At 71.5% G+C, this 25,559-nt stretch carries 26 protein-coding genes; 13 read left to right on the top strand and 13 right to left on the bottom strand.

The genetic code is table 11. The features are described from left to right. The first annotated feature begins 37 nt into the window (after positions 1 to 37). The 3 genes from ACGF3I_RS02135 (at position 38) to ACGF3I_RS02125 (ending at position 4,034) form a co-directional block, all read left to right on the top strand. Positions 38 to 760 (top strand): hypothetical protein, encoded by a 723-nt coding sequence (locus ACGF3I_RS02135; protein ID WP_393128575.1) that lies wholly within the window; start codon positions 38 to 40, stop codon positions 758 to 760. Positions 761 to 1,159: 399 nt separating this feature from the next. Then, a complete protein-coding gene (locus ACGF3I_RS02130; protein ID WP_393128574.1) occupies positions 1,160 to 3,025 on the top strand; it encodes an aldo/keto reductase in 1,866 nt (621 codons plus the stop codon). A gap of 241 nt (positions 3,026 to 3,266) precedes the next feature. Then, positions 3,267 to 4,034: a polysaccharide deacetylase family protein gene (locus ACGF3I_RS02125; RefSeq protein WP_393128573.1), complete on the top strand. Its 768-nt coding sequence runs from the start codon at positions 3,267 to 3,269 to the stop codon at positions 4,032 to 4,034. Positions 4,035 to 4,042: 8 nt separating this feature from the next. On the opposite strand, the gene ACGF3I_RS02120 is transcribed toward ACGF3I_RS02125, so the two are convergent. Genes ACGF3I_RS02120 through ACGF3I_RS02110 form a run of 3 tightly spaced genes read right to left on the bottom strand, consistent with a single transcriptional unit; the run spans position 4,043 to position 6,628 of the window. Next, positions 4,043 to 4,810 (bottom strand): FAD:protein FMN transferase, encoded by a 768-nt coding sequence (locus tag ACGF3I_RS02120; RefSeq protein WP_393128572.1) that lies wholly within the window; start codon positions 4,808 to 4,810, stop codon positions 4,043 to 4,045. Next, complete coding sequence (locus ACGF3I_RS02115) at positions 4,803 to 5,237, bottom strand: FMN-binding protein (RefSeq protein WP_393129100.1); 435 nt, start codon at positions 5,235 to 5,237, stop codon at positions 4,803 to 4,805. The genes ACGF3I_RS02120 and ACGF3I_RS02115 overlap by 8 nt, the downstream gene beginning before the upstream one ends. A gap of 26 nt (positions 5,238 to 5,263) precedes the next feature. Continuing rightward, positions 5,264 to 6,628 carry a ferric reductase-like transmembrane domain-containing protein gene (locus ACGF3I_RS02110; protein ID WP_393128571.1) on the bottom strand — a complete coding sequence of 455 codons (1,365 nt, stop codon included), beginning with the start codon at positions 6,626 to 6,628 and terminating at the stop codon, positions 5,264 to 5,266. A 169-nt stretch (positions 6,629 to 6,797) separates the two neighbouring features. On the opposite strand from ACGF3I_RS02110, the gene ACGF3I_RS02105 reads away from it, so the two are divergent. Together ACGF3I_RS02105 and ACGF3I_RS02100 are read left to right on the top strand one after the other, a co-directional pair. Continuing rightward, on the top strand, positions 6,798 to 7,532 hold the full coding sequence (locus ACGF3I_RS02105) for a response regulator transcription factor (protein WP_393128570.1): 735 nt from the start codon (positions 6,798 to 6,800) through the stop codon (positions 7,530 to 7,532). Continuing rightward, positions 7,529 to 9,013, top strand: a complete 1,485-nt coding sequence (locus ACGF3I_RS02100) for a sensor histidine kinase (protein ID WP_393128569.1) — start codon at positions 7,529 to 7,531, stop codon at positions 9,011 to 9,013. The genes ACGF3I_RS02105 and ACGF3I_RS02100 overlap by 4 nt, the downstream gene beginning before the upstream one ends. Positions 9,014 to 9,060: 47 nt before the next feature. Here ACGF3I_RS02100 and ACGF3I_RS02095 read toward each other — a convergent pair whose 3' ends face one another. After that, positions 9,061 to 9,705 carry an MBL fold metallo-hydrolase gene (locus ACGF3I_RS02095; protein ID WP_393128568.1) on the bottom strand — a complete coding sequence of 215 codons (645 nt, stop codon included), beginning with the start codon at positions 9,703 to 9,705 and terminating at the stop codon, positions 9,061 to 9,063. Between the two features lie 289 nt (positions 9,706 to 9,994). Continuing rightward, entirely contained in the window at positions 9,995 to 10,837 is an 843-nt protein-coding gene (locus ACGF3I_RS02090; RefSeq protein WP_393128567.1) for a helix-turn-helix transcriptional regulator, read from the bottom strand. A gap of 210 nt (positions 10,838 to 11,047) precedes the next feature. Between ACGF3I_RS02090 and ACGF3I_RS02085 the strand changes: the two genes are divergently transcribed. The 3 genes from ACGF3I_RS02085 (at position 11,048) to ACGF3I_RS02075 (ending at position 12,800) form a co-directional block, all read left to right on the top strand. Continuing rightward, positions 11,048 to 11,269 (top strand): Atu4866 domain-containing protein, encoded by a 222-nt coding sequence (locus tag ACGF3I_RS02085; protein ID WP_393129099.1) that lies wholly within the window; start codon positions 11,048 to 11,050, stop codon positions 11,267 to 11,269. Continuing rightward, positions 11,266 to 12,123, top strand: a complete 858-nt coding sequence (locus ACGF3I_RS02080; RefSeq protein ID WP_393128566.1) for an oxidoreductase — start codon at positions 11,266 to 11,268, stop codon at positions 12,121 to 12,123. The genes ACGF3I_RS02085 and ACGF3I_RS02080 overlap by 4 nt, the downstream gene beginning before the upstream one ends. Before the next feature lie 251 nt (positions 12,124 to 12,374). Next, the gene (locus ACGF3I_RS02075; RefSeq protein ID WP_393128565.1) at positions 12,375 to 12,800 is read left to right on the top strand and encodes a MarR family winged helix-turn-helix transcriptional regulator; all 426 of its coding nucleotides are present in this window, start codon (positions 12,375 to 12,377) and stop codon (positions 12,798 to 12,800) included. Between the two features lie 54 nt (positions 12,801 to 12,854). Here the strand turns inward: ACGF3I_RS02075 and ACGF3I_RS02070 are convergent, their stop codons facing one another. From ACGF3I_RS02070 to ACGF3I_RS02050, 5 genes are all read right to left on the bottom strand, one after another. Further along, positions 12,855 to 13,502, bottom strand: coding sequence for a hypothetical protein (locus ACGF3I_RS02070; protein ID WP_393128564.1), 648 nt, complete (start codon positions 13,500 to 13,502; stop codon positions 12,855 to 12,857). Between the two features lie 191 nt (positions 13,503 to 13,693). After that, positions 13,694 to 14,089, bottom strand: coding sequence for a hypothetical protein (locus tag ACGF3I_RS02065; protein ID WP_393128563.1), 396 nt, complete (start codon positions 14,087 to 14,089; stop codon positions 13,694 to 13,696). 15 nt (positions 14,090 to 14,104) lie between these two features. Further along, the gene (locus ACGF3I_RS02060; protein ID WP_393128562.1) at positions 14,105 to 14,248 is read right to left on the bottom strand and encodes a hypothetical protein; all 144 of its coding nucleotides are present in this window, start codon (positions 14,246 to 14,248) and stop codon (positions 14,105 to 14,107) included. Positions 14,249 to 14,283: 35 nt separating this feature from the next. Further along, a complete protein-coding gene (locus ACGF3I_RS02055) occupies positions 14,284 to 15,000 on the bottom strand; it encodes a DUF6585 family protein (RefSeq protein WP_393128561.1) in 717 nt (238 codons plus the stop codon). Next, complete coding sequence (locus tag ACGF3I_RS02050) at positions 14,997 to 16,049, bottom strand: BTAD domain-containing putative transcriptional regulator (RefSeq protein WP_393128560.1); 1,053 nt, start codon at positions 16,047 to 16,049, stop codon at positions 14,997 to 14,999. Before ACGF3I_RS02050 ends, ACGF3I_RS02055 begins: the two co-directional genes overlap by 4 nt. 174 nt (positions 16,050 to 16,223) lie before the next feature. Here ACGF3I_RS02050 and ACGF3I_RS02045 point away from each other — a divergent pair, with 174 nt between their 5' ends. Then, positions 16,224 to 18,554, top strand: a complete 2,331-nt coding sequence (locus ACGF3I_RS02045; protein ID WP_393128559.1) for a helix-turn-helix domain-containing protein — start codon at positions 16,224 to 16,226, stop codon at positions 18,552 to 18,554. Positions 18,555 to 18,647: 93 nt separating this feature from the next. Continuing rightward, the gene (locus tag ACGF3I_RS02040; protein WP_393128558.1) at positions 18,648 to 19,142 is read left to right on the top strand and encodes a hypothetical protein; all 495 of its coding nucleotides are present in this window, start codon (positions 18,648 to 18,650) and stop codon (positions 19,140 to 19,142) included. Between the two features lie 321 nt (positions 19,143 to 19,463). On the opposite strand, the gene ACGF3I_RS02035 is transcribed toward ACGF3I_RS02040, so the two are convergent. Both ACGF3I_RS02035 and ACGF3I_RS02030 read right to left on the bottom strand, forming a co-directional pair. After that, positions 19,464 to 20,831, bottom strand: coding sequence for a condensation domain-containing protein (locus ACGF3I_RS02035; protein ID WP_393128557.1), 1,368 nt, complete (start codon positions 20,829 to 20,831; stop codon positions 19,464 to 19,466). Continuing rightward, on the bottom strand, positions 20,828 to 22,183 hold the full coding sequence (locus tag ACGF3I_RS02030) for a hypothetical protein (protein ID WP_393128556.1): 1,356 nt from the start codon (positions 22,181 to 22,183) through the stop codon (positions 20,828 to 20,830). Before ACGF3I_RS02030 ends, ACGF3I_RS02035 begins: the two co-directional genes overlap by 4 nt. A 331-nt stretch (positions 22,184 to 22,514) precedes the next feature. Between ACGF3I_RS02030 and ACGF3I_RS02025 the strand changes: the two genes are divergently transcribed. The 3 genes from ACGF3I_RS02025 to ACGF3I_RS02015 are packed head-to-tail and all read left to right on the top strand — an operon-like array spanning position 22,515 to position 24,873. Next, positions 22,515 to 23,351 (top strand): class I SAM-dependent methyltransferase, encoded by an 837-nt coding sequence (locus tag ACGF3I_RS02025; protein WP_393128555.1) that lies wholly within the window; start codon positions 22,515 to 22,517, stop codon positions 23,349 to 23,351. Positions 23,352 to 23,374: 23 nt separating this feature from the next. After that, positions 23,375 to 23,644, top strand: a complete 270-nt coding sequence (locus ACGF3I_RS02020; protein ID WP_393128554.1) for an acyl carrier protein — start codon at positions 23,375 to 23,377, stop codon at positions 23,642 to 23,644. Between the two features lie 23 nt (positions 23,645 to 23,667). Next, positions 23,668 to 24,873: a beta-ketoacyl-[acyl-carrier-protein] synthase family protein gene (locus tag ACGF3I_RS02015; protein ID WP_393128553.1), complete on the top strand. Its 1,206-nt coding sequence runs from the start codon at positions 23,668 to 23,670 to the stop codon at positions 24,871 to 24,873. Between the two features lie 47 nt (positions 24,874 to 24,920). Here the strand turns inward: ACGF3I_RS02015 and ACGF3I_RS02010 are convergent, their stop codons facing one another. Then, on the bottom strand, positions 24,921 to 25,442 hold the full coding sequence (locus tag ACGF3I_RS02010) for a DUF6234 family protein (protein WP_393128552.1): 522 nt from the start codon (positions 25,440 to 25,442) through the stop codon (positions 24,921 to 24,923). Between the last annotated feature and the right edge of the window lie 117 nt (positions 25,443 to 25,559).

The following is a 25,559-nucleotide window of genomic DNA, read 5'->3' as shown; positions in this document are numbered from 1 at the left end:
TCCCTGTCACCGCCGACGCGGCTGCTGTACTGGGTGGATGAGCACCAAAGGCGGCCGGATGCGGCTGCGGATGACGAGTCACCCGGTGGCCCGCCCCGGGTCCGGGCTCCGCCGGATCCTGGACACGGGCCCCCTGCTGGGCCACACCTTCGTCCACCCGCCCACGGACCAGGTCGGCCATCTGAAGGCCGGCCGCGCCGACCTCCTCCGGCTCGGGGCGCTCTTCCGCATCGCGGCGACCGGACCGCACAGCGCCCTCCACATCCCAGTACCGCCCGGTGCCCGACCGAGAAACACGGGTGTCGCGGTCAGCCACCCGCTGCCGCTGCTCGTGGCCCGCGAGGACACCGGGCTGCGCCCCTCGGACTGGCCCGCTGTCCGACGCGCGATGCGCCGCTCCTCGGCGCCCTTGACCGTGACGGCTCCGGCGGCGCGGGGCCCGGAGCGTCCGCCCGAGGTCCGCCGCCGGGCCGAGCTGCACCCCGCCCGCTTCGCCGAGCACGCCTCGACGATCGTCATCACCGGCCGTGCGGAGATGCTGTTCTGGATCGGCGACTGGCTCACCGACGCGGGCGCCGGTGTCGCCGGGGGCTCGCGCACCCGCGGGCACGGTGAGCGATTCCTCGGCGATGTCGTCGGGTTCTTCACACGGAGGGACGCGGACGCGCCCATGCACGCGTTCTGCGTGGTCGAAGTAGTCGAAGTGGTCGAGGCGGGGGGAGTGGGTCGGGGCCGTCGCGAGGGCAGCGGCTCCTCATGATGATCCTCCGACGCTTCAACGGGCTTCCTGGGCACGGTAGTTGGTCCACCTAGAGGATGCGCCCCCGCCCGCTTCGGCGCCCCGACGCCTTGGTCGTGCCCGCGCAGAAGCTGGTTCTCGCACGGGCGCGGTCCACTGGAACCGTGAGGTCCAAGGGCCGGATCCGGCCACCCGGCGACTTGTTCCCCCAGCGGCACGAACACAAGTCCGGTTCCGGCTCGGTCGATTCACCTGGCACCTATAGGGTGGAACACCTGACGCCCGTCAACTACCGCGGAAACATGGTCCGCTGAGGAAAGAGCCGACTCGGAGGAACCGTCGAACGCGGCGGATCCGCTCCGGGCCGGGCAGCGTTCCACGCCGTCCGAGGTACCGGCCGCGGCACGGTGAGAGGACTTTATGTACGCCAGCGAAAAGGCCCAGGCCTCCGATAGCAGGAAGCCCCACCGGGTCGTGGCCAGGAACCCCGCCGCGCAGGGCGGAACGTCGCACGGTCTCCTGGCGCTCCAGAACTCCGCGGGCAACGCGGCCGTCCTGCAACTGCTCCGCGGGGCCGGACCCACTGGTGTGCAGGACCAGCACCGGCACACCGCCGGCTGCGGCGACCACGGGCAGCGCGCGTCCTCGGCAGCCGAGACGGTGCAACGGTCCGCCGTGCCCGATGTGCTGCGGGCACCCGGCCGCCCCCTCGACGACCGGACCCGTACGGACATGGAGGCGCGGCTCGGCGCCGACTTCTCCCGTGTGCGCATCCACGACGACTCCCACGCCAAGGCCTCCGCGGCCGAGGTCGGGGCCCGCGCCTACACCAGCGGTGACCATGTCGTCATCGGCGACGGCGGGGCCGACCAGCACACGCTGGCCCATGAGTTGACGCATGTGATCCAGCAGCGCCAGGGACCGGTGGCCGGAACGGACCGGGGCGACGGCCTGCGCGTCTCGGACCCGGCGGACAGGTTCGAGCGCGAGGCCGAGGCCAACGCACACCGGGCGATGTCCGGCGAGGCGCCCGTGCAGCGCACGGTGACGTCATCCGCCGGAGCGGCCCACCAGGGCTCGCCCGTCGTGGCGCGGATGCCCGCCGAGGGCAGCGAGGGCGACGTGGCCAAGCCCTGGCTGGTCTTCGGTGTCGACGGGCGCAGCAAGGAGCAGCTGACCTCGGCCGTCGAAGCCGGCTACCGCCGCTTCGACACCGCGGAGAGCTACCGCAACATCGACACGGTGGCCGACGTGCTGCGGGGTCTGCCGCGGGAGGACTACGAGATCCTCTACAAGTTCGACGTCCGCTCGGGCGAGCAGGCCGCCGAGCTGCGCGCCCGGCTGCAACGCGTCGCCGCACTGTTCGGGGGCAGGTTCGACCAGCTGGTCATCCACAACGTCGACGGCGATCGGGGCGCCCTGTCGCAGGCCTGGCAGGTCCTCAACGAGCTGAAGCGAGAGCACATCACGGGGCAGGTCGGCCTCGGCAACATCGGCGAGAACCACACGGACCTGCTGAGCGAGCTCGGTGGCGTCGACGTCGTGGAGAACTCGGTGGAGAGCGTGCTGCTCAGCGAGAACATCGAGAGGGCGATCAAGCAGTCGGGCGCGCACCTGTACTACTACGACGTCATGCGGACCGCTCAGCAGATGGACCTCGATCTGTCCTCGCCCGACGATCTGAACGGCCTCATCTACACGATGTCCGGCACGTTCCCCCAGCGGGACGGCACGTCCAACGCCACCATGATCAGCAGCAGCGGCACCTCCCGCAACCAGGCGTCCAACCTGGCCAACTTCGGTGGCGGACCCGACCACGAGGACTTCACCGGGGACGAGCAGTACGACGCCATGGGCAAGATCGACACATGGCGCAAGCAGCAGAGTTCCGGCCAGACGAACGACACGTCGTTCGCGCTGCGCGAAGAGCTCAGCCAGTGGCTGGTCCAGCTGTGCCAGGGCGGTACGGCCGACGAGCTGCGCCAGTCCATCGTGGAGGCGGCGAAGGACCAGGGCCAGACAGTGACCCAGGCCTTCATCGAGAAGTGGCTGGTGGACGAACGGCACGTCTCGGCCGAAGACCTCAGCTCGGTTCGGGTGCCGTCCCGCGTCGGCCTGAAGCGCCGTTACATCGGCATGCCCCTGCGGGACGCCCTGGGTGCGCTGTTCGGCGTCAAGAACTGTGACTGGAAGTGGTCCATCCAGCTGGTGCAGCTGCTGTTCAGCGACGCCGAGACGTGGGACCTCGCCCTGCGGTTCGGAGCGGACGAGATCGTCCAGGAGTGACGGTGACGCCGGCCGTCGGGTCCCCGCGTGCGGGCGGCCCGGCGCCCGGCGCGTCCGCGTGCACCGCGTGCCCCTGTGCTCGGCGGCCTTGACCGGCCGTCCAGTGCCTCGGGTGCGCGGTTTTTTGATGATTCGGTAACAGACGCATCCCTTCCGGACTTCTGCGTATCTGTCCCTGAGAAGTCGGCGAGTGCACGGACGTCATCAGCGGCACTCGCGCAGTGGAGAGACGGGATGGACCATGACGCAGCCGCGACAGCGCAAGGGAATCGAAGGCCGGATCGTCGGGATCGCCGCGGCAGGGGCCGTCCTGCTGGGCGGTGCGGGCGTGTGGGCGTACGTGCAGAGCGACGGCTCGGGCACGGATGGCAAGTCGGGCGCGGCGCACCGGCCGGCCGCCGCCAAGGTGGACCCGGGCATCGTGCACGCCTCGGACCGGGCGGGCCAGAGCCTGAACATCACCATTGACGACGGCCCGGACCCGAAGTGGACCCCCAAGGTGCTCGACGTGCTCAAGAGGCAGGGCGTCAAGGCGGTGTTCTGCATGATCGGCCCGCAGGCGAAGGCCCACCCCGAGCTGGTCAAGCAGGTGGTCGCGGCCGGGCACCGGCTCTGCGACCACACCATCAGCCACGACATCGGCATGGGCAAGAAGCCGGACGCCTACCAGTCGGAGCAGATACTCGACGCCCAGAAGATGATCGAGGACGCGGCGGGCGGCGCCGAGGTGGAGTACTACCGGGCGCCCGGTGGTGCCTTCACCCCCTACAGCCGGCAACTCGCCGCCGACCACGGCATGCGCCCGCTCGGCTGGAACATCGACAGCAAGGACTTCGAGCGCAAGGGGACCGCGTCGATCGAGAACACCGTACGCAACGAGATACGCAAAGGGCCGACCGTCCTCTTCCACGACGGCGGCGGAGACCGCGCCCAGACCGTCGAGGCCCTGGAGCACCTGCTGCCCTGGATGAAGCAGCAGGGCTACGGCTTCGGCTTCCCCCAGCGCTGACCGCGCGCCTACGCCTCGTACCGGCCGAACCCGCGCGTGCGCCACACCTGTCCGTCGGGCAGGACGCCGAGGGCCTCGTAGCCCTCCAGCGTCTCCACCCACTCACGGGCGCCCTCCCCCCTGGCGAAGGCCGCGGTGGCGTAGGTGTCGGTGAAGGTCAGGCGGGGACCGATGAGCGTGAGGGAGGCGAGGGCCGTGGCCGGGTCTCCGGTGTGGGGGTCGAAGATGTGGTGGCCCCGTTCACCGGTCCCCGAGGTGGCGATGGCCAGGTCGTGGGGGGCGGTGACGACGCTGATCAGGCGTCCCGGCCGCAGCGGATGGGCCAGTCCGACGCGCCATGTTCCCAAGGGGGTCGGCCGCCCCCGGAGTTGCAGGTCCCCGCCGCCGTTGACACAGGTGTGGCGGGCGCCGGCGGCGTGGAGGAGATCGGAAGCGGCCTCGGCGGCCCAGCCCTTGACGAGTCCGGACGGATCGAGGGAACCGGCGGGGACGACGCTGAACCAGCCGTCGCTGTCGTGGGCGGCCGTGGCGCACAGCGACATGACGTCGCGGACCTCGGGCGGGCAGCCCGTCAGGTGGATCTCGCCGCGGTCCAGTCTGCTGATGTGGCTGTCGCGCCGGTAGGGGCTGAACACCGCCTCGACGTCGTGGAGTTGGCGCACGGCCCGGGCGAGGGCGGCGCGGATGGCCGGGGTGGGCTCGTCGCGGATGTCGAAGGAGAAGACGGTCCCCATCACGTGCTCGACGTGGCGCAGGCCGTTCGCGGTGTCAGGCACGGGCCTGGTCCAGGGCGCTCTGCAGGGACTGGATGTATCCCTCGCTGGTGTAACTGGCGCCGGAGACGGCGTCGATGTGCGCGCTCTGGGCGCCGAGCGCCTCCTCGGTGAGACGGGGGACCGCGTAGGCGGTGAGTTCCTGGTCGCGGCCGTTGTGTTCCGGGGCCTGGAGGACGGCGACGGACGTGATCCGTCCGTCGGCGAGGGTGGCGGAGACCTGAACGGTTCCGTACCGGGTCTCGACCGGGTCGCCGGTGAAGGTGCCGGTTCCGGTGGGCGCGGACGTGGACGTGGCCGCCGGGGTGCGGACGGCAGTGGGGGAGCGCGGGGCCGTCGCCGCGAGAGGCGCCGGCTGATGGGGTTTGAGGGCGAGCAGGGTCACGACGAGGGCGCTGATCCCGGTGGTCGCGAGGACGGCTCGGCGCAGGGGCATGGCGGTTTCTCCTCGGGGCTTCACAGAGCGAACGACTCGTGGTGGATGCGGCGGGCGGGGACTCCGGCTTCGCGCAGGGCCCGGATCGCGGCCTCGGTCATTCCGGGCGGGCCGCACAGATAGACGTCGTGCGAGGCCAGATCCGGGACGAGCGAACTCAGGGCACGGGCGGTGAGCGGGGAGGAGGACGCGGCGGGCTCGTCGACGATGTAGTGGACGGGGGCTCCGCGCCGGGCCGCCGTCGCGTCGAGCTCGCCGCGCAGGGCGAGGTCCTCCGGACGACGGGCCCGGTAGACGAGCGTCACCTGCCCCGGCAGGGTCTCGAAGAGCGTGCGCAGCGGGGTGATGCCGACCCCGCCGGCCAGGAGCAGCACCTTCGGGGCGGTGCGGCGGTCCGCGGTGAACGCTCCGTAGGGGCCCTCGGCCCACACCCGGGTGCCGGGGGCCAGGCGGGCGAGGGCCGCGCTGTGACCGCCCGCCGCTTTGACGGTGATGCGCAGGTGCCCGGGGCGGGCGGGCGCCGAGAGGGAGTAGGGGTTCGCGGTCCACCACATCCCGGGGCGCAGGAAGCGCCAGCGCAGGAACTGACCCGGCCGGCCCCCGAGTTCGTCGAGATGGCGACCCGTGAGGTGTACGGACACGATGCCGGGTGCCTCGGGATGGACGGCCGCCACGCGCAGGCGGTGGCGCAGGCCGCGCCGGACGGGTACCGCGAACCGGTACCAGGCGACCAGGCCGGCGACGCCCAGGAACAGGGCGTACCAGGCGGCTTGCGCGGTCCGGTTGCCCACGAAGTCGGCGCCGTTGGACAATTGGTGGCCGAAGACCAGGAAGACCGCCAGATACGTGGCGAAGTGCAGGTGGTGCCAGGTCTCGTAGCTCGTCCTGCTGCGCGCCGCACGGGCCGAGAGCACTCCGGTGGCCAGGAACAGCAGGAAGCCCGCCGTGCCCTTGAGGAGGTCGGGGTAGTGCAGGACGAGCGTGGAGGTCTGGTCCACCACACCGGCGTGCGAGGTCAGCGCATAGCCCCAGATGATCAGCAGCGTATGGGCCAGCGCGAGGGAGACCGTGCAGCGGCCGCCGAGCGCGTGCCAGCGCGAGAGCCGGTCCGTGCCGATGGTGTGGTCGAGCAGCGGCACCCGCGCCATCAGGGCCAGCAGGACGGCACACGCGTATCCGGCCAGCAGCCCGGTGATGCGTCCCGCGCCGGTGAGCCAGCCCGCCGGGCCGACGACCGAGGACGTGTCGCTCCACCACAGGGCAAGCACGCCCACGGCGCCCGCCCCGATCACCCAGGGTGCGAGCAGCGGGACGGCGCTGCGGCGCGCTCGCCGGTGCGGCAGCCCGCGGCCCGCGGTCGCTGCGGTCGTGAACTGGGTGGTCATGGGTTCCTCCGGATGGGACGCTGCTCCGGCGACGGGGGGCCAGCGTCACAGCCCAACCTCTGAGAACGCTCTGAAAAGGCCGTCAGCGGGCCCTCAGAGCCGATTCAGAGGAAACTCAGAGACTCACCCCGCCCCGCCCCGGTGCGCTCCGGGAGATGCTGGAAGCACCATGGACGAACCCCGCGCCAACCCGCTGCTGCACCGCCCGGACGGAGGGCCCGTGCGGGTCCTCGTCGTCGACGACGAACCCGACGTCACGGACGTCCTGGCCGGGGTCATGGGCGCCGAGGGGTGGGAGGTGCGCACCGCCGGCGACGGCACGACCGCTCTGGACACCGCCCGCGCGTTCCGCCCCGACGCGGTGGTCCTCGACTGGATGCTGCCCGATCTGGACGGGCTGCGGGTCCTGCGCGCGCTGCGGCACGAGGCGCCGCAGGTGTGCGTCCTGTTCCTCACCGCCCGCGACGCCGTGGAGGACCGCATCGCCGGCATCACCGCGGGCGGCGACGACTACGTCACCAAGCCCTACAGCCTGGAGGAGGTGCTGGCGCGGCTGAGGGGGCTGCTGCGGCGGGCCGGAATGACCGCGCAGGCGGGCACCGACCGGCTCACCGTGGGGGACCTCACGATGGACGAGGAGGCGCGGGAGGTGTGGCGTGGCGGCGCCGCGGTCGAGCTGTCCCGCACCGAGTTCGAACTCCTGCGGTTCCTGATGCGCAACCCGCGCCGTGTCCTGTCCAAGGCCCAGATCCTCGACCGCGTGTGGGCCTATGACTTCGGGGGCCGTGCCCATGTGGTCGAGCTGTACATCAGCTACCTGCGCAAGAAGATCGACGCCGGCCGTACGCCCATGATCCACACGGTGCGCGGCGTCGGCTACGTACTGAAGCCGGACTCCCCGTGAGACGGCCACTGCCGCGAACCCTGCGCGGCCAGCTCACCGCCGGACTCGTCGCCCTGCTCGCCCTGGCCTGCCTCGCCGTCGGCATCACCACGGCCCTCGCCCTGCGCGGCTTCCTGATCGGGCGCCTCGACGAACAGCTCGCCGCCTCGGGCGGCCGGTTCGCCGCCAGTCTGGAACACGAGGCCAGACCCGACGCGGACAACCGGCCCGACACCCGGGGCCAGGCCGAACGGACCTTCGGCGCACGGCTGTTGAACGGCACCACCACGCAGGCCGCGGTGGTGCACGAGGCCACCGTGCGCACGGTCCGGCTCACGGCGGCGGACCGCCGGGCCCTCGCGGACGTGCCCATGGACGGCCACGGACACAGCCTCCATCTCTCCGCCCTGGGCACGTACCGGGTCACGGCCGTCGAGGGCGACGACCAGGACGTCATGATCACCGGTCTGCCGCTGCACCCCGTCGAGGAGACCGTGCACCGCCTCGAAGGGGTCGAGGCCGGCCTGTTCGGCGTGGCCCTCCTGGCCACCGGGGTCGCGGGTGCCCTGTGGGTGCGGATCTCGCTGCGCCCGCTCCAGCGCGTCACCGCACGGGCGGCGGAGGTCGCCGGACTGCCGCTGGCCAGCGGCGAGATCGCCATGCCCGGTCCGCTTCCGGACGCCGACCCCCGCACCGAGGTCGGCAAACTCGGCTCCGCCCTCAACCACATGCTGGGCCACGTCGAGGACGCCCTCACCCGGCGTCACACCAGCGAGGAGAGGCTCCGCCACTTCGCCGCGGACGCCAGCCACGAACTGCGCACGCCCGTGGCCAACATCCGCGGCCACGCCGAACTCGCCCTGCGCCACCGCGGCCCGGTCCCCGCCGAGGTCCGGCACGCCCTGGAGCGCATCGGCGGCGAGTCGCAGCGCATGACCCGCCTCGTCGACGATCTGCTCCTCCTCGCCCGGCTCGACGCGGGGCGCCCCCTCGAACACGAGCCCCTCGACCTGACCCTGCTGATCCTGAACGCGACGGACGACGCGCGCGCCGCGGCCCCCGGTCATCGCTGGCTCCTCGACCTCCCCGAGGAACCCGTCTCCGTCACCGGCGACGCACACCGCCTCCAGCAGGCCATCGGCAACCTCCTGGCCAACGCCCGCACCCACACCCCGCCCGGCACGGAGGTGACCGTCACCCTCGGCAGAGCCGAGCACATGGTTCGGGTGGACGTGGTCGACAACGGCCCGGGCATCCCCGCGGACCTCCTGCCGGAGGTGTTCGGCCGCTTCGTCCGCGCCGATGTCGCCCGCTCCCGCACCACGGGCAGCACCGGCCTCGGGCTCGCCATCGTCCACGCCGTGGTGACCGCCCACGGCGGCACCGCCACCGTCACCAGCGCCCCGGGGCGCACCGCCTTCCGGCTCACACTCCCCGCCCGCGTACCGGAATCGGACGACGGCATCGACCCGGGACACGCCCCGCCACCCACCAACTCCTAGGCACAGGTGGGCGGTTGAGGAGGTGGCGAGGGGGGCGTCGTACGGCCTTACAGCTCGACGGTGGTGCCGGTGTCCAGGTGCTCGATCGGGATCCCGGTCAGCCCCTTCTCGCCGAGGAGCTGGGCGGTGCTGTGCCGGCCGAGGTCGCTGAGCATGAGTTCGTGGATCTGGATGACGCGCTGGGGACGGACCGCGCGGACGTAGTCGGCGGCTTCGCCCAGCTTCGTCCATGGGCCGCTGGTCGGCAGCAGGAGGGTGCGCACGGGGGCGTCGGGCACGAAGTAGGCGTCGCCCGGGTGGTGGACGGCCCCGTCGTCGAGGAGGTAGCCGACGTTGTCGGGGCACGGGATGTCGGCGTGGATCGGCGCGTGACGGTGGCCGTGAACGGCGACGGTGAAGGATCCGACGCTGAAGGTGTCGCCCGCGGTCACCGCGTGCACCCGGCCTCCGTGGCTGCCGAGGGACGCCGCGACACTGGCCGTGCCGTAGACCTCCAGTGCGGGGTGGGCGACGAGAGCGGCGGCCACGAGCTTCTCGTCGAAATGGTCGAAGTGCTCGTGGGTGATCAGGACGGCGTCGGCCCGCGCGACGGCTTCCGCGGCATCCGGAGTGAGGGTGCCGGGGTCGATGACCAGGCGGGTGTCGTCCTTCTCCAGCGTGACGCAGGCGTGGGCGTGCTTGGTGAGCTTCACAGGTGGCCCTTTCCGGCTTTCCGGCCCGATGACTGTCTACAGCTCGACTGTACAACTTGGTTGTGGACCATCATCCCCGGGTGTCGTCCGCCGCGGCAGCGTCAGTGCTTCTGCCAGGAGAAATGTCAGCGCGTCATTCGTGCAAGCAACAGGACGAAGGGCGCCCTTGCCACCCCGAAGTCGCCCACGGTGTTGATACGGGTGGAGCGAGCCCGGTGGTTGAACGCGGCGATGAGCGCGGGAACACCTGCGCTGAGGGATCACGCGCTGGCCGAACGACCGGGTTGGTCTACCGCTCCGTGGAGGACTCCCGGTTCCGGGTGGCGTGCAGGCTGCCGAGCAGGGCCAGCGCCTGGGCGCTCGGGCTTCCCGGCGCGGCGTGGTAGATCACCAGCTGCTGCCCCGGGGCGCCGCGCACGTCGAAGGTCTGGTAGGTGAGGTCGAGCGGTCCGACGTCGGGGTGGACGATCTTCTTGCCGTCGCGGGTCTTTTCGTGGACGGTGTGCGCGGCCCACAGAGCGGCGAACTCCTCACTCTCCACGGTCAGGGAACCGATGACGTCGTGCAGGCGCCGGTAGTGCGGGTCGACGCCGGTGGCGTGGCGCAGACCGGCCACGACCGCCTGCGCCGCCCGCTCCCACTGGGTGAAGAACTCCCGCGCGGCCGGGTCGAGGAAGGTCATGCGGGCCATGTTGTCCCTCGTGCCGAACGCGGAGAACAGGGCGTCGGCCAGGGCGTTCGAGGCCAGGAAATCGGTGGCCGGGTTCAGCACGAACGCCGCGGCACCGGGGTGTCCGTCCAGCAACTGCCGCAACGCGGGAGCGACCGTCTCTCGCGGTTGCGGGCGTTCCCCGTCCGGCGCGGTGCCCGCCAGCCGGAACATGTGCTCGCGCGCCTCGTCGTCCATCCGCAGCGCACCGCTGATCGCCTCCAGGATCTGCGCGGACGGGGTGCGCTCGCGGCCCTGCTCCAGGCGGGCGTAGTAGTCGGAGTTCATGCCGGCCAGGACGGCGACCTCCTCCCGCCGCAGCCCTGTCACCCGGCGTGCGCCCCAGGAGGCGAGCCCGACGTCGTCGGGTCGTAGACGGGCGCGGTGGGCGCGCAGGAACTCTCCGAGATCATTGCTGGTCACCCCTTCAGGCTAAGCCGCACCCCGTCCGCGTGCCTGGGTGCGCCGTACCCAGGCACGACTTGTCCTGGCTCCTGTCTCTCGGCCCGCTCACGCTGATGAGCGGCACAGCGAGACGAGAAGGAGCGCATGGTGAGCAACCAGCCGAACGCGCAGTGGGAAACCGCCGCACGCGGGCCCGGCGTCGAGAGCGGGAACGTGGACGTGGTCGGGATGTGGGTGACCGCGGACGGGCACATCCGCCAGGAACTGCTGCCCGACGGCCGCTACGACGAAGCGCGCGGCACCCGCCGCAGCGCCTACACCGGCCGCTACACCGTCACCGGCCACCACATCGACTACATCGACGACACCGGCTTCACCGCCACCGGCGACATCCGCGACGGCGTGCTCTTCCACGAGCACCTCGTCCTGTACAAGGAGCAGCAGTCATGACGCGACCGGCCAAGACCTTTCTGATCACCGGCGTCAGCAGCGGCCTCGGCCGCGCCTTCGCGACCGCCGCCCTGGACGCCGGCCACACGGTCGTCGGCACCGTCCGCAAGGACACCGACGCGCAGGCCTTCACCGCTCTGCATCCCGGGCGTGCTCACGCCCGCCTCCTCGACGTCACCGACGACACCGCGGTCCGCACGGTGATCGCTGAGATGGAACAGACCGTCGGGCCCGTGGACGTGCTGATCGCGAACGCCGGATACGGCCTGGAGGGCACCTTCGAGGAGACACCCCTGGCCGACCTGCGCGCCCAGTTCGACGTCAACGTCTTCGGCGCCGCCGCCACCGTCCAGGCCGTCCTGCCGTTCATGCGCGAACGCCGCCGCGGGCACATCCTGGCCGTCACCTCCATGGGCGGACTCGCCTCCTTCCCCGGCGTCTCCGCCTACTGCGGCAGCAAGTACGCCCTGGAGGGCATCCTCGAAGCCGTCGGCAAGGAAGTCGTCGGCTTCAACATCCACGTAACCGCCGTCGAACCCGGCCCCTTCCGCACCGACTGGGCCGGCCGCTCCATGATCCGCACACCACGGTCGATCCCCGACTACGACGAACTGTTCGAACCCATCCGCGCCGCCCGCCAGACCGCCAGCGGCCAGCAGCTCGGCAACCCCGCCAAGGCCGCCGCCGCCCTGCTGCGCATCCTCGACGAACCCGACCCCCCGGCCCACCTCGTCCTCGGCTCCGACGCCCTGCGCCTGGTCCGGGCCGGACGCACGGCGGTCGAGACCGACCTCGACACCTGGGAACACCTGACCCTGTCCACCGACTACGCCCCCGCCGACGAGACGCCGTAGGCCGCCCAGAGGAAACCCTCGGTCCGTATGCCCTGCGGCGCACGGCCCCCGCCCACTTCACCCTCAGCGCGCCGACGACGGCACCGCCGTCCTGGCCGACGACGTCAGCACCTGCTGACACACCTCATGGCAGACCCACCGGGGGCTCGTCGGCCAGGTCGAAGGGACCCGTGGGCCGGATCGGAGACTGTCCACCCTAGGTGTACAGTTCCGCGACACATACGAGGGGCACAAGGGGGAGGAGCGGCACCGTGGACGAGGACGAACTGGCCGAACAGCTCCGCATGACCGTCGGAGAGCTCGTACGCGCCGTACGCCCCGCCGACACGATGCCCCCGGGCGAGGCCGCAGTCCTGGGCTACCTGGACCGCGGCGGCCCGCTGACCACGGCCGACCTCGCACAGCAGCGCGGGGTCAGCCATCAGTCGGCCGCCAAGGCGGTCAAGGAGCTTCTCGGCCAGGGTCTCGTACGCGCCGAGGACCACCCCAGCGACGGGCGCAAGTTCCTGCTCCATCTCACAGCGGCGGGAAGCCGTCGTCTGGCCGAGGAGCGCCGAAGGCGTGCGGCCTGGATCGGCGGTGCGATCGGAGACGTCCTCGACGCGGCGGAACGGGAGACGCTCGCGGCCGCCCTGCCCCTGCTGTCACGCCTGACCGCACACCTGAAGGGCCAGTAGATCCGGGTGAGTTGGCGTGGCATCACGCGCCACCGTCGGGTCGCGCCCTTCGCCTCAGACGGCCCCCAGCAGCGATTCCACCCGGGCTGCCAGGTCCAGCACCGCCGCGGCGCCGAGGGACCAGGCGCGGGCGGTGGGGCGGTGCAGGGTCTGCACCAGCAGGACCGAGCCCTGGGGGAGCGGCTCGATCGTCAGGCCGCTCGCCACGCGCCACGTGTGGGTGCGATCGGGACCGGCCGTGCTCGGCGTCAGCGCACGCGCCGCGGCGAGGAGTCGGGCATCCCGGTTCAGCCGTCCTGCCGCCGCGGGGTCTCCTTCGAAGCGGGCGGTGGCGGAACCGGTCGGTCCGCCGAGGGCTACGGGGGAGAAGGCCGGCGTCCCCAGGGGCACGGCATAGGAAAGGTGCCCCAGGCCGAGGCTCCGGCGGAGTCCTGAGCGGCCGGTCATCACGGAGGCCCTGAGTTCGAAACGCCGGGGTGACTGGGCATCGACGTAGAGGAAGCAGTGGGTCGGAGCGGCCATGCCGCTGAACCGCGGGCGCGGCGGGAGAAAACTGCCGGCCGGTGTGCCGGTACTTTCGGACGGCAGGGTCACGGCCAACGGCGGTGCGGGGAGGCCGAGTTCGTCCTTGAGCGCTGCGCTGACGTCGGCGGCGGCCCGCTCCGGCGTCGCGTTGCGCCCGGTCCATATGGCGGCGGGCATGGTCGGTCTCCTTCACTCGGGCGGTCAGGGTCGGCGGTCACTCGGGCAGGTCCGGTGGCCACTCAGACAGGTCGGGCGGCCACTCGGTCGAATCCGGCGGTCACTCGGCCAGAGCCGGTGGTCCCTCGGTCAGGGGCAGCGTCCACTCAGGCGGGTCCGGCGGCCGCTCGGCCGGAGTGGCGGTCGCTCGGTCAGGGAAGGCGCCCGGCTTCCTGGCGTACCTGGGCCGCCTGTTGGGCCTGGCCGCCGGCGTCCAAAAGCTCGCCGAGGCGTCCCAGGGCCGCCCTGCGCTCCGCATGGAACCGTCCGGGTCGGGCCTCGGTGAGCCTGCGCCAGCTGTCGGCGGCCTGCCGGGCCGGTGCCAGTGCCTCCGGCGCCCGCCCCTGTGCGGCCAACTCGTCCCGCCTCCGGTCCAGTTGCTGCGCCTGGCGCAGAAGGGCCTGCGTCGCGTCCTGGACCGGGGTCGGCGCAGCGGCTTCCTCCCGGGCGACCCTGCGCCTGCGGGCGGACACGCTGGCATATCCGACCAGGGCGACCAGAGCGCCGGTGATGACGACGGAGACCAGCTTGTGCAAGAGGTCGTTCATGGCGATACCTGTTCACTAGTCGAGCTCGATGAGGTCGATGAGGTGGATGAGGTGGATGAGGTGCTGAACCCATTGGGGGCGTGCGGCGGTCGAAGCCGTACACGTGCGCGGGTACGCGACGGACTGTTCGGCGCCCCCTCCCACGGTGGCGGCGCCCATTGAAATGGCGATGAAACGGGACCGCGTCCCGGCGGTCAGGGGGCGTCCCGGCTGCGGCAGTGATCGGCGAGGGCCCGGAACACGAAGACGTTCGGTATCCGGGAGACCGCCGGGCCGAGCCTGCGTCTGCGCCCGCCGACCGTGACGGACAGGAACGCGCCGCTCACGCCGATTCGTTGAACCTCTGTCCACGGCATACGCATCGTCGCGGACCCGACCTGTTCGCTGGTCAGCCACACCTCGCCGAACGAGACCCGCTCGCCCCGGCGCAGCGCGACCAGGGCGCCGGGCAGGCGGGCCCGGGTGACCGCCTGTTCGAGCGCGTGCTCCCAGGTGTGCGCGTCGCCGTCCCCGGAACCGCCGTACAGCACCAGGCACTTGTGGTCGACGTCGGTCAGCGCGCGGATGACGGCGGTTGCGGGAGGTACGGGGTCGAGCGGCCCGGCGCCGTGGTGGAACACCGATGTCGTGTCGTAGCGGACGACGTGGATGCGCCCCTCCAGAGCGACGGTCATCCCGTGCTCGTACAGGTCCAGTCGTGCGTTCGGACTCGCCCGTGCCGGGGAGCGGCCGTCACGGGCCCGGGCCGACAGGCGACGGATCACCCGGCGCAGGCCGACCCCGGTACGGGGGCGGTGGGCGGTCACCGGGTGCGTGGCCAGCCGCCGGCCCAGCCGGGCGCGGCCGGCCGCCGCGGAGACCCGCGCCAGCAGCAGCTCCTCGCCGCGTGTTCGCGGTGCCGGCCCCGTCATGGCGCCGTCGGGGGAGCAGTGATGTCGCCGCCGTGCAGGATCGCCCGGTGGGTCCGGCGCAGGAGCCGGCTCGGCGCCACTCCCAGCTCGTCGGCCAGCCGGCGGCGAGTGCGCTCGAACACGCCCAGCGCGTCCGCCTGCCGCCCGCTGAGGCACAGAGCCCGCATCAGCATCGCGCCGACCGGCTCGTCCAGCGGACGGGCCGCCGCCAGCGCCGACAGCTCGAAGACGGCCTCGGAGTGCCGCCCGAGCGCCAGTTGGAGGTCCAGCTTGCGCAGGGTGAGCCCGATCCGGCGTTCGGTCAGGCGGAGCCGCTCCAGCTCCGCGAACGGACCCGGCAGCCCGGCCAGCGGCTCCCCGCGGAACAGGTCGAGGGCCTGGGCGCAGATGCGCACCGCCTCGGCGGTGGCTCCGGCCCGCACGGCCGCGCCGGCGGCGGTGGCCAGCTCTTCCATCCGGGCCACGTCCACCTCGGCCGCACCGGGGACCAGCCGGTAGCCGCACCGGTCGTGCCCGATCACCGAGTCCGTCCCCTTCTCCATCTGGAGGACTTTGCGCAGCCTGTAGACGTAGACCGGCACGACCTTGGTGAGCGGTGGCTCCAAGCCCCAGATCCCGTCGAGCAGTTCGTCCTTGCTGACCGTCCGGTCCCGGCACAGCGCCAGCCGTGCGAGGACGGCCTGCTGCCGCAGGTGCCCCAGGTCCAGCTGACGCCCGCCGCGCCAGGCCCGCAGCGGGCCGAGCACGGAGATCCGTAACGGGTGCTCGCGCACGGTCGCCCGCTGGGCGGGGAGCGCCGCCGCGCGCGAGCCCTGGCCGGGAACGACCAGCCCGCTGTCGAAGGCGTGGACGATGGCCGCGGCCCGGTCGCGCAGACCGAGTCTGGCCAGGACGCCGCGCAGGTGGCCGGTGACCGCGCCTTCGGAGAGGGCGAGCACGCGGGCGATCTCCTGATCCGTCAGGCCGCAGCCGACCGCGCGCAGGACCTCGCGCTCCTGGCACGTGAGGTGGGTGACGGTCGAGCGGCCGTGGATCGCGGTCGTCGGCATGCGGTCTCTCCTGGCATGAGGGGGTGGTCCGTTGCTCCGACGGTGGCCCCGAGGGGCGGCAATCGGACAGGCCGAACGACCGGCCGTATGCGGCCGGTTGCCGCGCTAGAGTCCCTCACCTGGGGAAATCGACATGCCGGGGGAAGGCCGAGACCAGTGACCAATGAGTTCAGCGTGCTGCTGAAGCAGCTTCGGCTCGAGGCGAATCTGACTCAGGAGGCATTGGCGGAGCGCGCCGGCGTGGGCGTCCGCACCATCCGCGGACTGGAGACCGGCGAGCGCGCCGACCCGCGGCTGACCACCGTGCGGCTCCTCGCCGATGCGCTGGAGCTGAGTTCCGAGGGGCGCGACCGGCTGCTCGCGACCGTCGTGCGCAGACCCGCGGAGGAGGAGCCGGCGCAGGACGCAGCCGTCCCGCCCGTCCCGCCCGTGCCGCCCGTCCCGCCCGTGCCGATGCCGGCCGTTGGCAGCCCGCCGGGGTCGCCGTTCCACGAAGCCCTCGCCGACGTCTCCGACCAGATCGCCCATACCGTGGCCGCCCGGTGGCAGCGCGAGGAGGAACGGCGACAGGTCCATGACCCCTATCCGCTGCCGGTGCGCTGGCGGCCGGCCGCCGAGGAGCTGACCGACCACTGGGCCAACATCCGGCGTCTGCCCCCGGGGAGCGGCCACGATCCCGTGGACCTGAGCGGACAGGTGGACGCGATCGTCGAGGTGTACCGGCGCATCCCCTCCGGACGCCTCGTGGTGCTGGGCCGCTCGGGCTCCGGCAAGTCGGTCCTCGCCGTACGGTTCGTCCTGGACCAGCTGAAGGCCCGGAGCCACGGCGACGCCATACCCGTGATCTTCAACATCGGCTCCTGGGACCCGACGGCCGTCGCGTTGCGGGACTGGCTCGCGGCGCAGCTGACCCGCGACCACCCCGGTCTCGCGGCCCCCGGGCCCGGCGGGACGAACCTCGCCGACGCGCTCGTCGAAACCGGCCGGATCCTGCCCGTCCTCGACGGTTTCGACGAGATGGCCGACGGGCTGCGCCGACCCGCCCTGGAAGCCCTCAACGCCACCACGCTGGCGCTGCTCCTGACGAGCCGCCCCTGCGAGTACGCCGCCGCGGTGGCCGAGACCGATGTCCTGACGTCCGCCGCGGCGGTCGAGCTCTGCGACCTCACCCTGGCCGACCTGGCCGCCTATCTGCCGCGCACCACCCGTAAAGCCCGCGCGGGGGCCCGCTCGGAGACCGCGTGGGAACCCGTGCTGAGCGAGCTGCGCCGGCAACCCCCGAGCGCGGCCGGGGCCAACCTCGCGACGGTCCTGGCCACGCCCCTGATGGTCACCCTCGCCCGTGCCGTCTACAGCGACAGCCCCGGCGGCGATCCGGCGGCGCTCCTGGACACCGGCCGCTTCACCACCCCGGAGGAACTGGAGGGCCACCTCCTCGACAACTTCACCGAAGCCGCCTACCGTCCGCGCCCCGAGCAGCGCCCGGGCGGCGTGCCGCCCACCACCTGGGACCCGGATCGCGCCCGCCACTGGCTCGGCTACCTCGCCCACCACCTCAACCGTCTCGACACCCCCGACCTGGAGTGGTGGCGCCTCGGCCTGGGCCTGGGCCGGATCGCCCGCACCCTGGTGACCGCGCTGGTGGTCTGCCTGGCCATCACCCTGGTCGACGGCGTCGTCGGGATCGCCTTCGACCCCGTCTCCTACCAACTGGTGGACGGGCCGGTGGCCGGGCTTCTGGGCGGGCTCCTGTTCGGGCTCGCGTACTGGTTCATGGTCGCGGCGCGGGACGGAGCGGTGGTGCCGTCAATCGTCCGCATGAAGATGCGCGGCACAGGGCGCGGGTCGGGTCGGCGTCCTGTGCGCCGCCTGCTGACCGGGGCGCTCTGCGGCCTGGTGTTCGGCTTCGGATACGGGGTCGTCCGCGGGGGGCTCAACGGCTTCCTCTACCACGCCCAGTTCGCCGACGTCCTGGTCGGCAGCGTCCAGGACGGCAGCATCTACGCGCTGATATTCGCCCTGGCGGCCGGACCGACCCTCGGTCTGGTCGCGCTCTTCGAAGCACCCCTCGACATCCGCTCCGCCGTCAACCCGCGCAGCCTGCTGCGGGCCAACGGGCGCACGGTCGCCGCTCAACTCCTCGCCTGGACACCGGCGTTCGGTCTCCTCACGGGGGTCGGATCCCTGGTGGTGGTCGATGCCATGTCGGTGGTCGTGGGACCGGTGGTGTGGAACACCGCGGCGGCGCTCAAGCTCGGAGTCATCAGCGGGATCGGGGGCGCCCTGGGCTATCTGTTCAGCCTGACGTCATGGGGCCAGTGGACGGTCTTCTCCCGCTTCTGGCTCCCCCTGACCGGGCGGCTGCCCTGGTCCGTGGTCGCCTTCCTGGAGGACGCCCACCAAAGGGGCGTCCTGCGCCAGGCGGGTGCGGCCTACCAGTTCCGCCACGCCCGCCTCCAGCACCATCTGGCCGGAGCGTTTCGGCGCTCACCGTCACCGTCCTGACCTGGCGTTAGGACGGATCCAGGACGACCGAAGGGCCCGTACCCATAACGTCACCGCACCAGACCAGGCCACTCACGGCAGGAGACAGCTCCCATGCTCAAGCTCTCCAGGACCCGACGCGGTATCGCCCTCACCGCCGCCACCCTCGCTCTCGCGGGCGGTGCGGCCGTCGGCGCCGGCGGCACCGCGCAGGCCGCCTCACCCAGCTGCGCCACCATCAACATCGGCAACCCCGGCAACATCAACGCGGGCGGGGTGTACGCGGGCCAGGTGGAGCAGCAGTACGACGGCTGCGGCTACGTCCGAGCGCACTTCCAGTACTCCCACAGCTACTGGCTCGGCCACAGCGGCACCGGCTGGTCGGCGCACCCGTGCGTGCAGACGCTGAACTACGTCGGGCAGGCGTGCGCCGGCGGCGACACGGTCGACGGTCCGCAGGACGTGTATTCCGGATGGGTGCCCATCCACTCGGCCGATCCCGACACCTGGCAGGCGATCGTCACCATCCCCTACGGCTGCTCCCAGGCCGGCGGCTCCTGGCACGCCTACGCCAACGGCGCGAACTGGGGCGAATACTCCTCGTGCTGACCCGCACGACCGCGGCGGCCCGCCCGCACCGGCTCGGGGCGGGCCGCCACGGACGGCCGTATCTGCACCATCGTTGGCCAGGTCGACGGCGTCCCTGCCGCCACCCGCACCAACACCGCACCGGACGCCTCGAAAACACCGCGCGTCAGGTCGCGCAGGTCATCTTCACGTCCCCATCGCGGTGACCTGCCCCGTCCGGGACATCCGCGCAGCCGTCCACTTCAGGCGGCCCGACATGTCCAGGGCGAGGTTGTCATCGGCCTCACGCCCCACCCCTGACGACACCGGCAGGGCTCAGCATCGCCCACGCGGCATCCCAGGTCAGCAGGAGACACCCGACGCTGCCAGCATGAGTTCCCTGACGCGGTCGAGGTATTTCGGCACGCCTGCTACCGCCTCCGAGGTGTCCGGCATGCTGACCACCAGATCGGTACGGTCGGGGAACCAGTTCAACCACAGCGATACTCCGGCGGCACTGTCCGGGCCTGTAAGGACCCTCGCGTCCGCTCCGAGGTAGTCGTCGGCGCCCGGAGCGGACCGGGCATCCGCGTAGGACGCCATGGGCGGGATGCTCGGGAAGCCTCCCTCAGCCTCGTCGCGAAAGAGTTCTAGAGCCCGGTGCAACGGCACGTCATACGCCTCACGAGCCCGCTGGAAGGCTCGTTGTGCGACCGGGATCGCGTCGGCGAGGCGGGGTGAGCCGGGAAGCCGGAAGGACACCGGCACAAGATTCACAAGCCAGCCGTGTACCTGCAGCAACCGTGGGGAGGTCCTGGTCGACACGGCTGTCAGTGCCCGGTAGTCCTCGTGCCCGTTGAACTCACGCTGTACGAGCGCCAGGGCGGCGAAGAACCCCGCTGCGAACCCGCCGCCGTGCTGGGCGCAATGCGCGCGGAACGCGCGGGCTTCGGCGCCAGTGAACACCGGGTACTCCAGCCGGGTCGCTGGCAGCAGTTCATCCGTGCCATTGCCCAGCTCGATGGGGAAGGTGGGGAGATCGCCGTCCCCCACGGCCAGGAAGCCCGACCACGCGGCGAGCTCCGGCGCGGCTTTCGTCAGCGACATGGAACGTCGCCATTCACGGCGATTGTGATCCAGGTAGCCGGGTACCGACGGCAGATCCACCGGGGCACCGGCGCGGGCCGCCTGGTAGCGGACGCGGAGTTCATGGAAGAGCAGCGTCAGTGAGTGACCGTCGGAATAGGCGTGGTCGATCGCGAAGTACACCGTGGACACCGTGTCCCGTCGGATCACTCCCGCCAGCGTTCCCAGCCGGCTCACGGCAGTCTGCTCGTCGATTCGCCGGTGCACATGAGCGCGCAGGTCGTCCGTGTCGCTGAAGTCGCCCATGTGTACTGGGTGCATGCTCAGGGACTCGGGCGGAACGCGGAAGCCGACCAGGTCCTCGTTCATCAACTCGTACCAGGTGTGGAACGCCTCGTGTCGGCGTACAAGTCCTTGCCACGCATCGGTGAGCGCGTCGAGATCTGCCGGTCCCTCCAGGTCGAACGTCGTGGCTACCCACGGCGATTGACGCTTGTCGGCGGCCCGCTGGACGGCCGCCAGGCGGAGGTGCGCCCGTTGGAAGTGGGACGCCGGCACATCGTGCTGCGCCGCGGCCCGGTCGCTGGTCGGCCGGAACTCGAACACCGCACCCGGCTCGGGCCGCCAGTCGAGGATCTGGGTCATGCGCACAGGGAGTCTCCTTCTCCTTGAGGGACGGGCCGGCCGGCGGGCGAAGGTACGGTTGGGGACGCTTGGTGGCCCTCGGCCACGCGGGTGGCGGTGTGCGCGACGGCTTGGACGAAACGCCCGACGCCGGTTCGGGCCAGGGGTGTGTCGGGGAAGCGCACCGACAGGTGCACTCCGCGGTCGCTCCTGGTCAGCCACACATACACTTCGGCGGGGCTGTGTATCCGGCTGCGCAGCATGGCGTCCTGCGGGTGGGGCGTCCTGCCCGCCACGCGGCGGACATCGAGATAGGACACGACGAAGCGGGGATGGATCTCCGTACGCAGCATCCGGCTGATGTGGGGCAGCGAACTCTCCGGCCCCGGTCCCCGGCGACGCAGTTCCGCGGAGGCGAGGACGACGGTGCCGGTGAAATCGGCCCCGGGAACCGCCGGGATCCGCACCGGGTGCAGGCCGACGAACCAGCCCGGCGCCGACCGCCACTTGCGGGGCCGGGTGTTGACGAGGCTGATCAAGGACAGGCAGTGCTCGCCCGAGACCCTCGCCGTGGCAAGCGCGAGGCAGGCGAGCAGCCCGGCCGCGGTTGTGCCCCCGGCCGTGCGTGACGCGGCGGCAAATCTCGTGGTTGCCGAGTCGTCGAGCAGCCAACGGTAGGCGCTGCGCTGGGGGTTCGGTGACTCGGATGCCCCGAGTGGCAGGGGGAAGGCCGGTGTCCTGCCTCGCGCGTCGTCGAGCAGCGACCGCCAGGGGCCCGCGAGTTCGGGCTCGGCCGATGGAACGCCCCCCAGCTGCCGTTCCTCGGCCGCACAGTCCAGGGACTGCTGACCGAACGGGTCCTGCGCCCGGCCGTCGAGGGCGTCCCGGATCTGCCCCGGGATCATGGCCAGCGTGTAGCCGTCCACGACGCCGTGGTCCGCGCCGATGAAGACGGCCGTCCCGTCGGTGCCCTCGACGGTCGCGAAGACCATCTGCGGCCAACCCAAGGGCTGGGTGTTCCGGTCGAAGAAGGCTTCGATCTGCCGGCGAACCGAGTCGCCGTCGGCGAAGATGCCGACTTCCTCCTGCCGGAGGCTGACGGCGCTCGCGGGAAGCGTCCGGCGCGCACAGCATCCGGGGGCCGGTATCAGCCTGCTGCGCAGATGCTCGCAGCCGCGCAGCCAGGCCGAGAGCGCGACACCGATCCGCTGTTGGCCGGCCCGGCCCACTGCGAACGACACACCGATCCAGGCCGGAGCAACATGCCCCGGTCCCCGGCCGGCCGCCGTGCGTACGTGGTGCTCGTGGTTGAGCACGGGTGGCCGGGCGTCGTCCGCCCAGGCCGAGACGGCGGCGGTCGGAGTCCAGAACACCAGTCGACCGGCGGGCACCTGACTATCGCCCAATTCCGTGAATTCCAATGTCTTACCGATCCGGCACCATGGGACGTCGATCTCTCAAAACCATCGCGATTCTCCCCTCGACAGATCCTTCATCCGGTCCGCAGGAAGTTATCCGAACGCGATGAAATCACAATGAAAGAACATGTTTTCGCTGATCACCGAGCCAGTGGAGGCGGCTCCGGAAGAATTCCTTCTTTTCCTCGCCCAGGCGCGCTGCTAGGGTCTGCCACGTCGTTCGAACAGCACTGTGCCCGTATTGGCACCTCGCCGCTTATTTGACCGGGCCGACGGAGGGCAATTCATGAATGGAAAAGCAGACACCGAGTGCGGCAGTTCCCTGAACAACAGGCACACGTCCTCGGATTACGCCGCGCTGCGTCGTGACCCGGAGTACGCCGAGTTGAACCGCGCGCTGCTGGATCTGGTCCCGGCGGGCGCCACACCGACCGTTCTGGATCTGGGGTGCGGCGACGGGGCCGTGAGCGAGCGGATGTTGTTGCGCGACCCTGCCATGACCCTGGTCGGTGTCGACCCCGATCCGGCACTGCTAGAGGCGGCCCGGGCCCGGCTCGGCGACCGCGCCCGGTTCGTCGAGGGCGATGCCTCCTTGGTCTCCCGGCTGTTCCCACCTGGCGACTTCGACATCGTCGTCCTGGCCAACTGCATCCATCTCGTGCCGAACCTTGCCACCGCACTCGAGGCGATCGGGCACGTCCTCGCCAGTGGCGGACGCCTGGTGTTCAACTCCGCGTTCTACTCGGGCGCGGAGAGGGCGGCCGACCTGCCTCGGTACGCTGAGCTGGTCGGCACGGCCCGGAGTACCGCCCGCAGGCGCGGGCTCCCGTTGACGCGCGCAGACTCGCGACGGCCTTCCGGGCTCCGCAGAAGCGCCGACGACTACGAGGCGGCCCTTGAGGAGGCCGGTTTCAAGGCCGTCAGGACCGAGCGGGAATTCACCCTCGGTCCGCGTTTTCTCACTGCTTTGTGCTCCACTCCGATGTTCGCTGGCGCGGCGCTGCCGGGAGTCGACCGCCACATCGCCGCGGAACTCCTCACCGAGGCGCTGCGAGAACTGCACGAGCGGTCGCCGTTCACCGTCACACGACGCTGCGTCTACTTTTCGGCCACCCGCGCGTAAATGACCCGATGAAAGGAATCGTCATGACCGAGGTATGGAACGTCGTCACCCGGGCCATCACCGGAATACGGCCGGACCTTGGCGAGAGCGGGACAGTCATCACTCGTGATGCCGCACTCTTTTACGCCACGGAGACCGGACAACCGGTGCTTGGTCTCGACTCCATGGAAGCGCTGGAACTGATCACCGTCCTGGAGCGGGAATTCGGGGTGGAGCTGGCGGAAACCGGCATCCGCATCACGGACCTCCGCACAGCCGGGGACGTGGCCGACGCCATGTCGGGAGCGCTGTGACACCGCAGGTGGCACGCCGGCGTGTGCTGGTGACCGGCATTGGCGTCGAGTCGTGCGCGGGTTCCACACCGGATGAGCTGTGGGAGGCCCTGTCCACAGGGCGTTCCGCGATCTCGCCGCTGGAGTTCGAAGAGCCCATGCCCTGCCAGGTCGGTGGCGTCATCGGCGCATTCGATCCCCGCGAGCACATGTCCGCCCAACAGGCCCGCCGTACTTCGCGTTTCCAGCAATTGCTGTTCGCCGCGGCGATGAAGGCGCGAGAGGATGCGCGACTGCGCACAGCACCGGAGGCCCTGTACGTCGGCACGGGCGGAGGCGGGCTTGACGAGACCGCGCGCCTGGTGACCGTCTTGAACCGCAGTGGGTGGCCGCGGATGGACCGGCTCGGGCTGCTCCGCCTGCTGCCCAATCAGGCGGCCGGGCTCGTCGCCCAGGAGATGGCGATTGTGGGCCCCGTGCTCACCCTCTCGACCGCCTGCGCGGCCTCGACGGACGCCATCGGAGCAGGCCTGCGCGCCGTGCGTGACGGCACCGCCGATGTGGTCCTCGTCGGCGGGGTGGAGAGCTGGCTGGACACGCCGGCGCTGGCATCGTTCCGCCTGCTGGACGCGCTCTCCCTACGGCCTGCGGCGGAGGCGGCGGTCGCGTCCCGGCCGTTCGACCGCGATCGCGACGGGATGGTGCCGGCTGAGGGAGCCGCCGTACTGGTACTCGAATCCGAGAGGTCCGCCCTGCGCCGGGGCGCGACGGTGCACGGCGAGGTGCTCGGCGCCGCGTCCACCTGCGACGCACACCACCCAGTGGCGCCGCGGGCGGACGGAGCGGTGGCGGCCAGGACGATCGAACTCGCCTGTGCCGACGCAGGGATCGACGTCACGGCAGTAGACCTGGTGAGCGCGCACGGCACATCGACCCCGCTCAACGACCGGGCCGAAACGGCAGCCATCAAGCGGGCGTTCGGCGTTCACGCCCGCCAAATGGCGATCACCGCGCCCAAATCGGTGATCGGCCACGCGTGCGGGGCGTGCGGGATCCTGGAGAGTGTCGGCGTACTGCGCGCCGTCCGGGAGAAGTACGTGCCGCCCACCGCCAACCTGGACAACCCCGACCCCCGCTGCGACCTGGACTACACCCCGATCATGGGTCGCCCCGCCACCATCGATGTCGCCATCAAGCAGAACTTCGGATTCGGCGGCCACAACTCAGTGGTGGTGTTCGGGGCCGCCTGAACGGCACGTGCAAGCGACGCCGCATCGGCGGACTCACCGATGCGGCGTCACACACACGGCCCGCACGCCGTTCGCCCGGCTACCTCCGCCGGCCGACCCCCGCCCACCGCCGGCAGACTTCCGGCTGCGTACGCGGTGGCCGCCGGACCCCTCAGCTCAAGCAACGCCCGTTCAACCGGCGCGGGAGCCGACCGCCTCTCGTCGTCGTGCTGCTGTGCCACGGAGCCGAAGACGAGAACCGCGGCAACCAGGAGGGCCATCAGGAGTTGGGAGAGGGCCGTGATCGTCGCCCGGCCCTTGACGGAGATCACTCCGATGACGACCACGACGGCACCGACCCCGGCGATCGCCGGGGCATAGTCCCAGAAGACGTAAGGCCGGTAGGGGGCCTGGGGGTCGAGTTCGAAGTGATCGACGAACGGCCACGCGACCACGCAGATGGCGAGCGCCACCAGTTCAAGAAGAATCAGCACGCATCCGATCGCGGCATCCGCACCCCGGTGAAGCCGGTCGGGTACGTCCCAGTGGTCGGCGCGCTTGACCGGAGGAGCAGGCGGCAGATAGTTCATGCCTGACACGGTGCTGGACATACTGTGTCGGGGGGGGGGGGGGGGGGGGGGGGGGGGGGGGGGGGGGGGGGGGGGGCGGGGGGCGGGGGGGGGCCCCCCCCCCCCCAGGGCGAGCGT

This window comes from Streptomyces sp. NPDC048111 (genome assembly GCF_043202815.1).
GTDB lineage: Bacteria > Actinomycetota > Actinomycetes > Streptomycetales > Streptomycetaceae > Streptomyces.
This window is presented reverse-complemented; position numbering and strand designations above follow the sequence as displayed.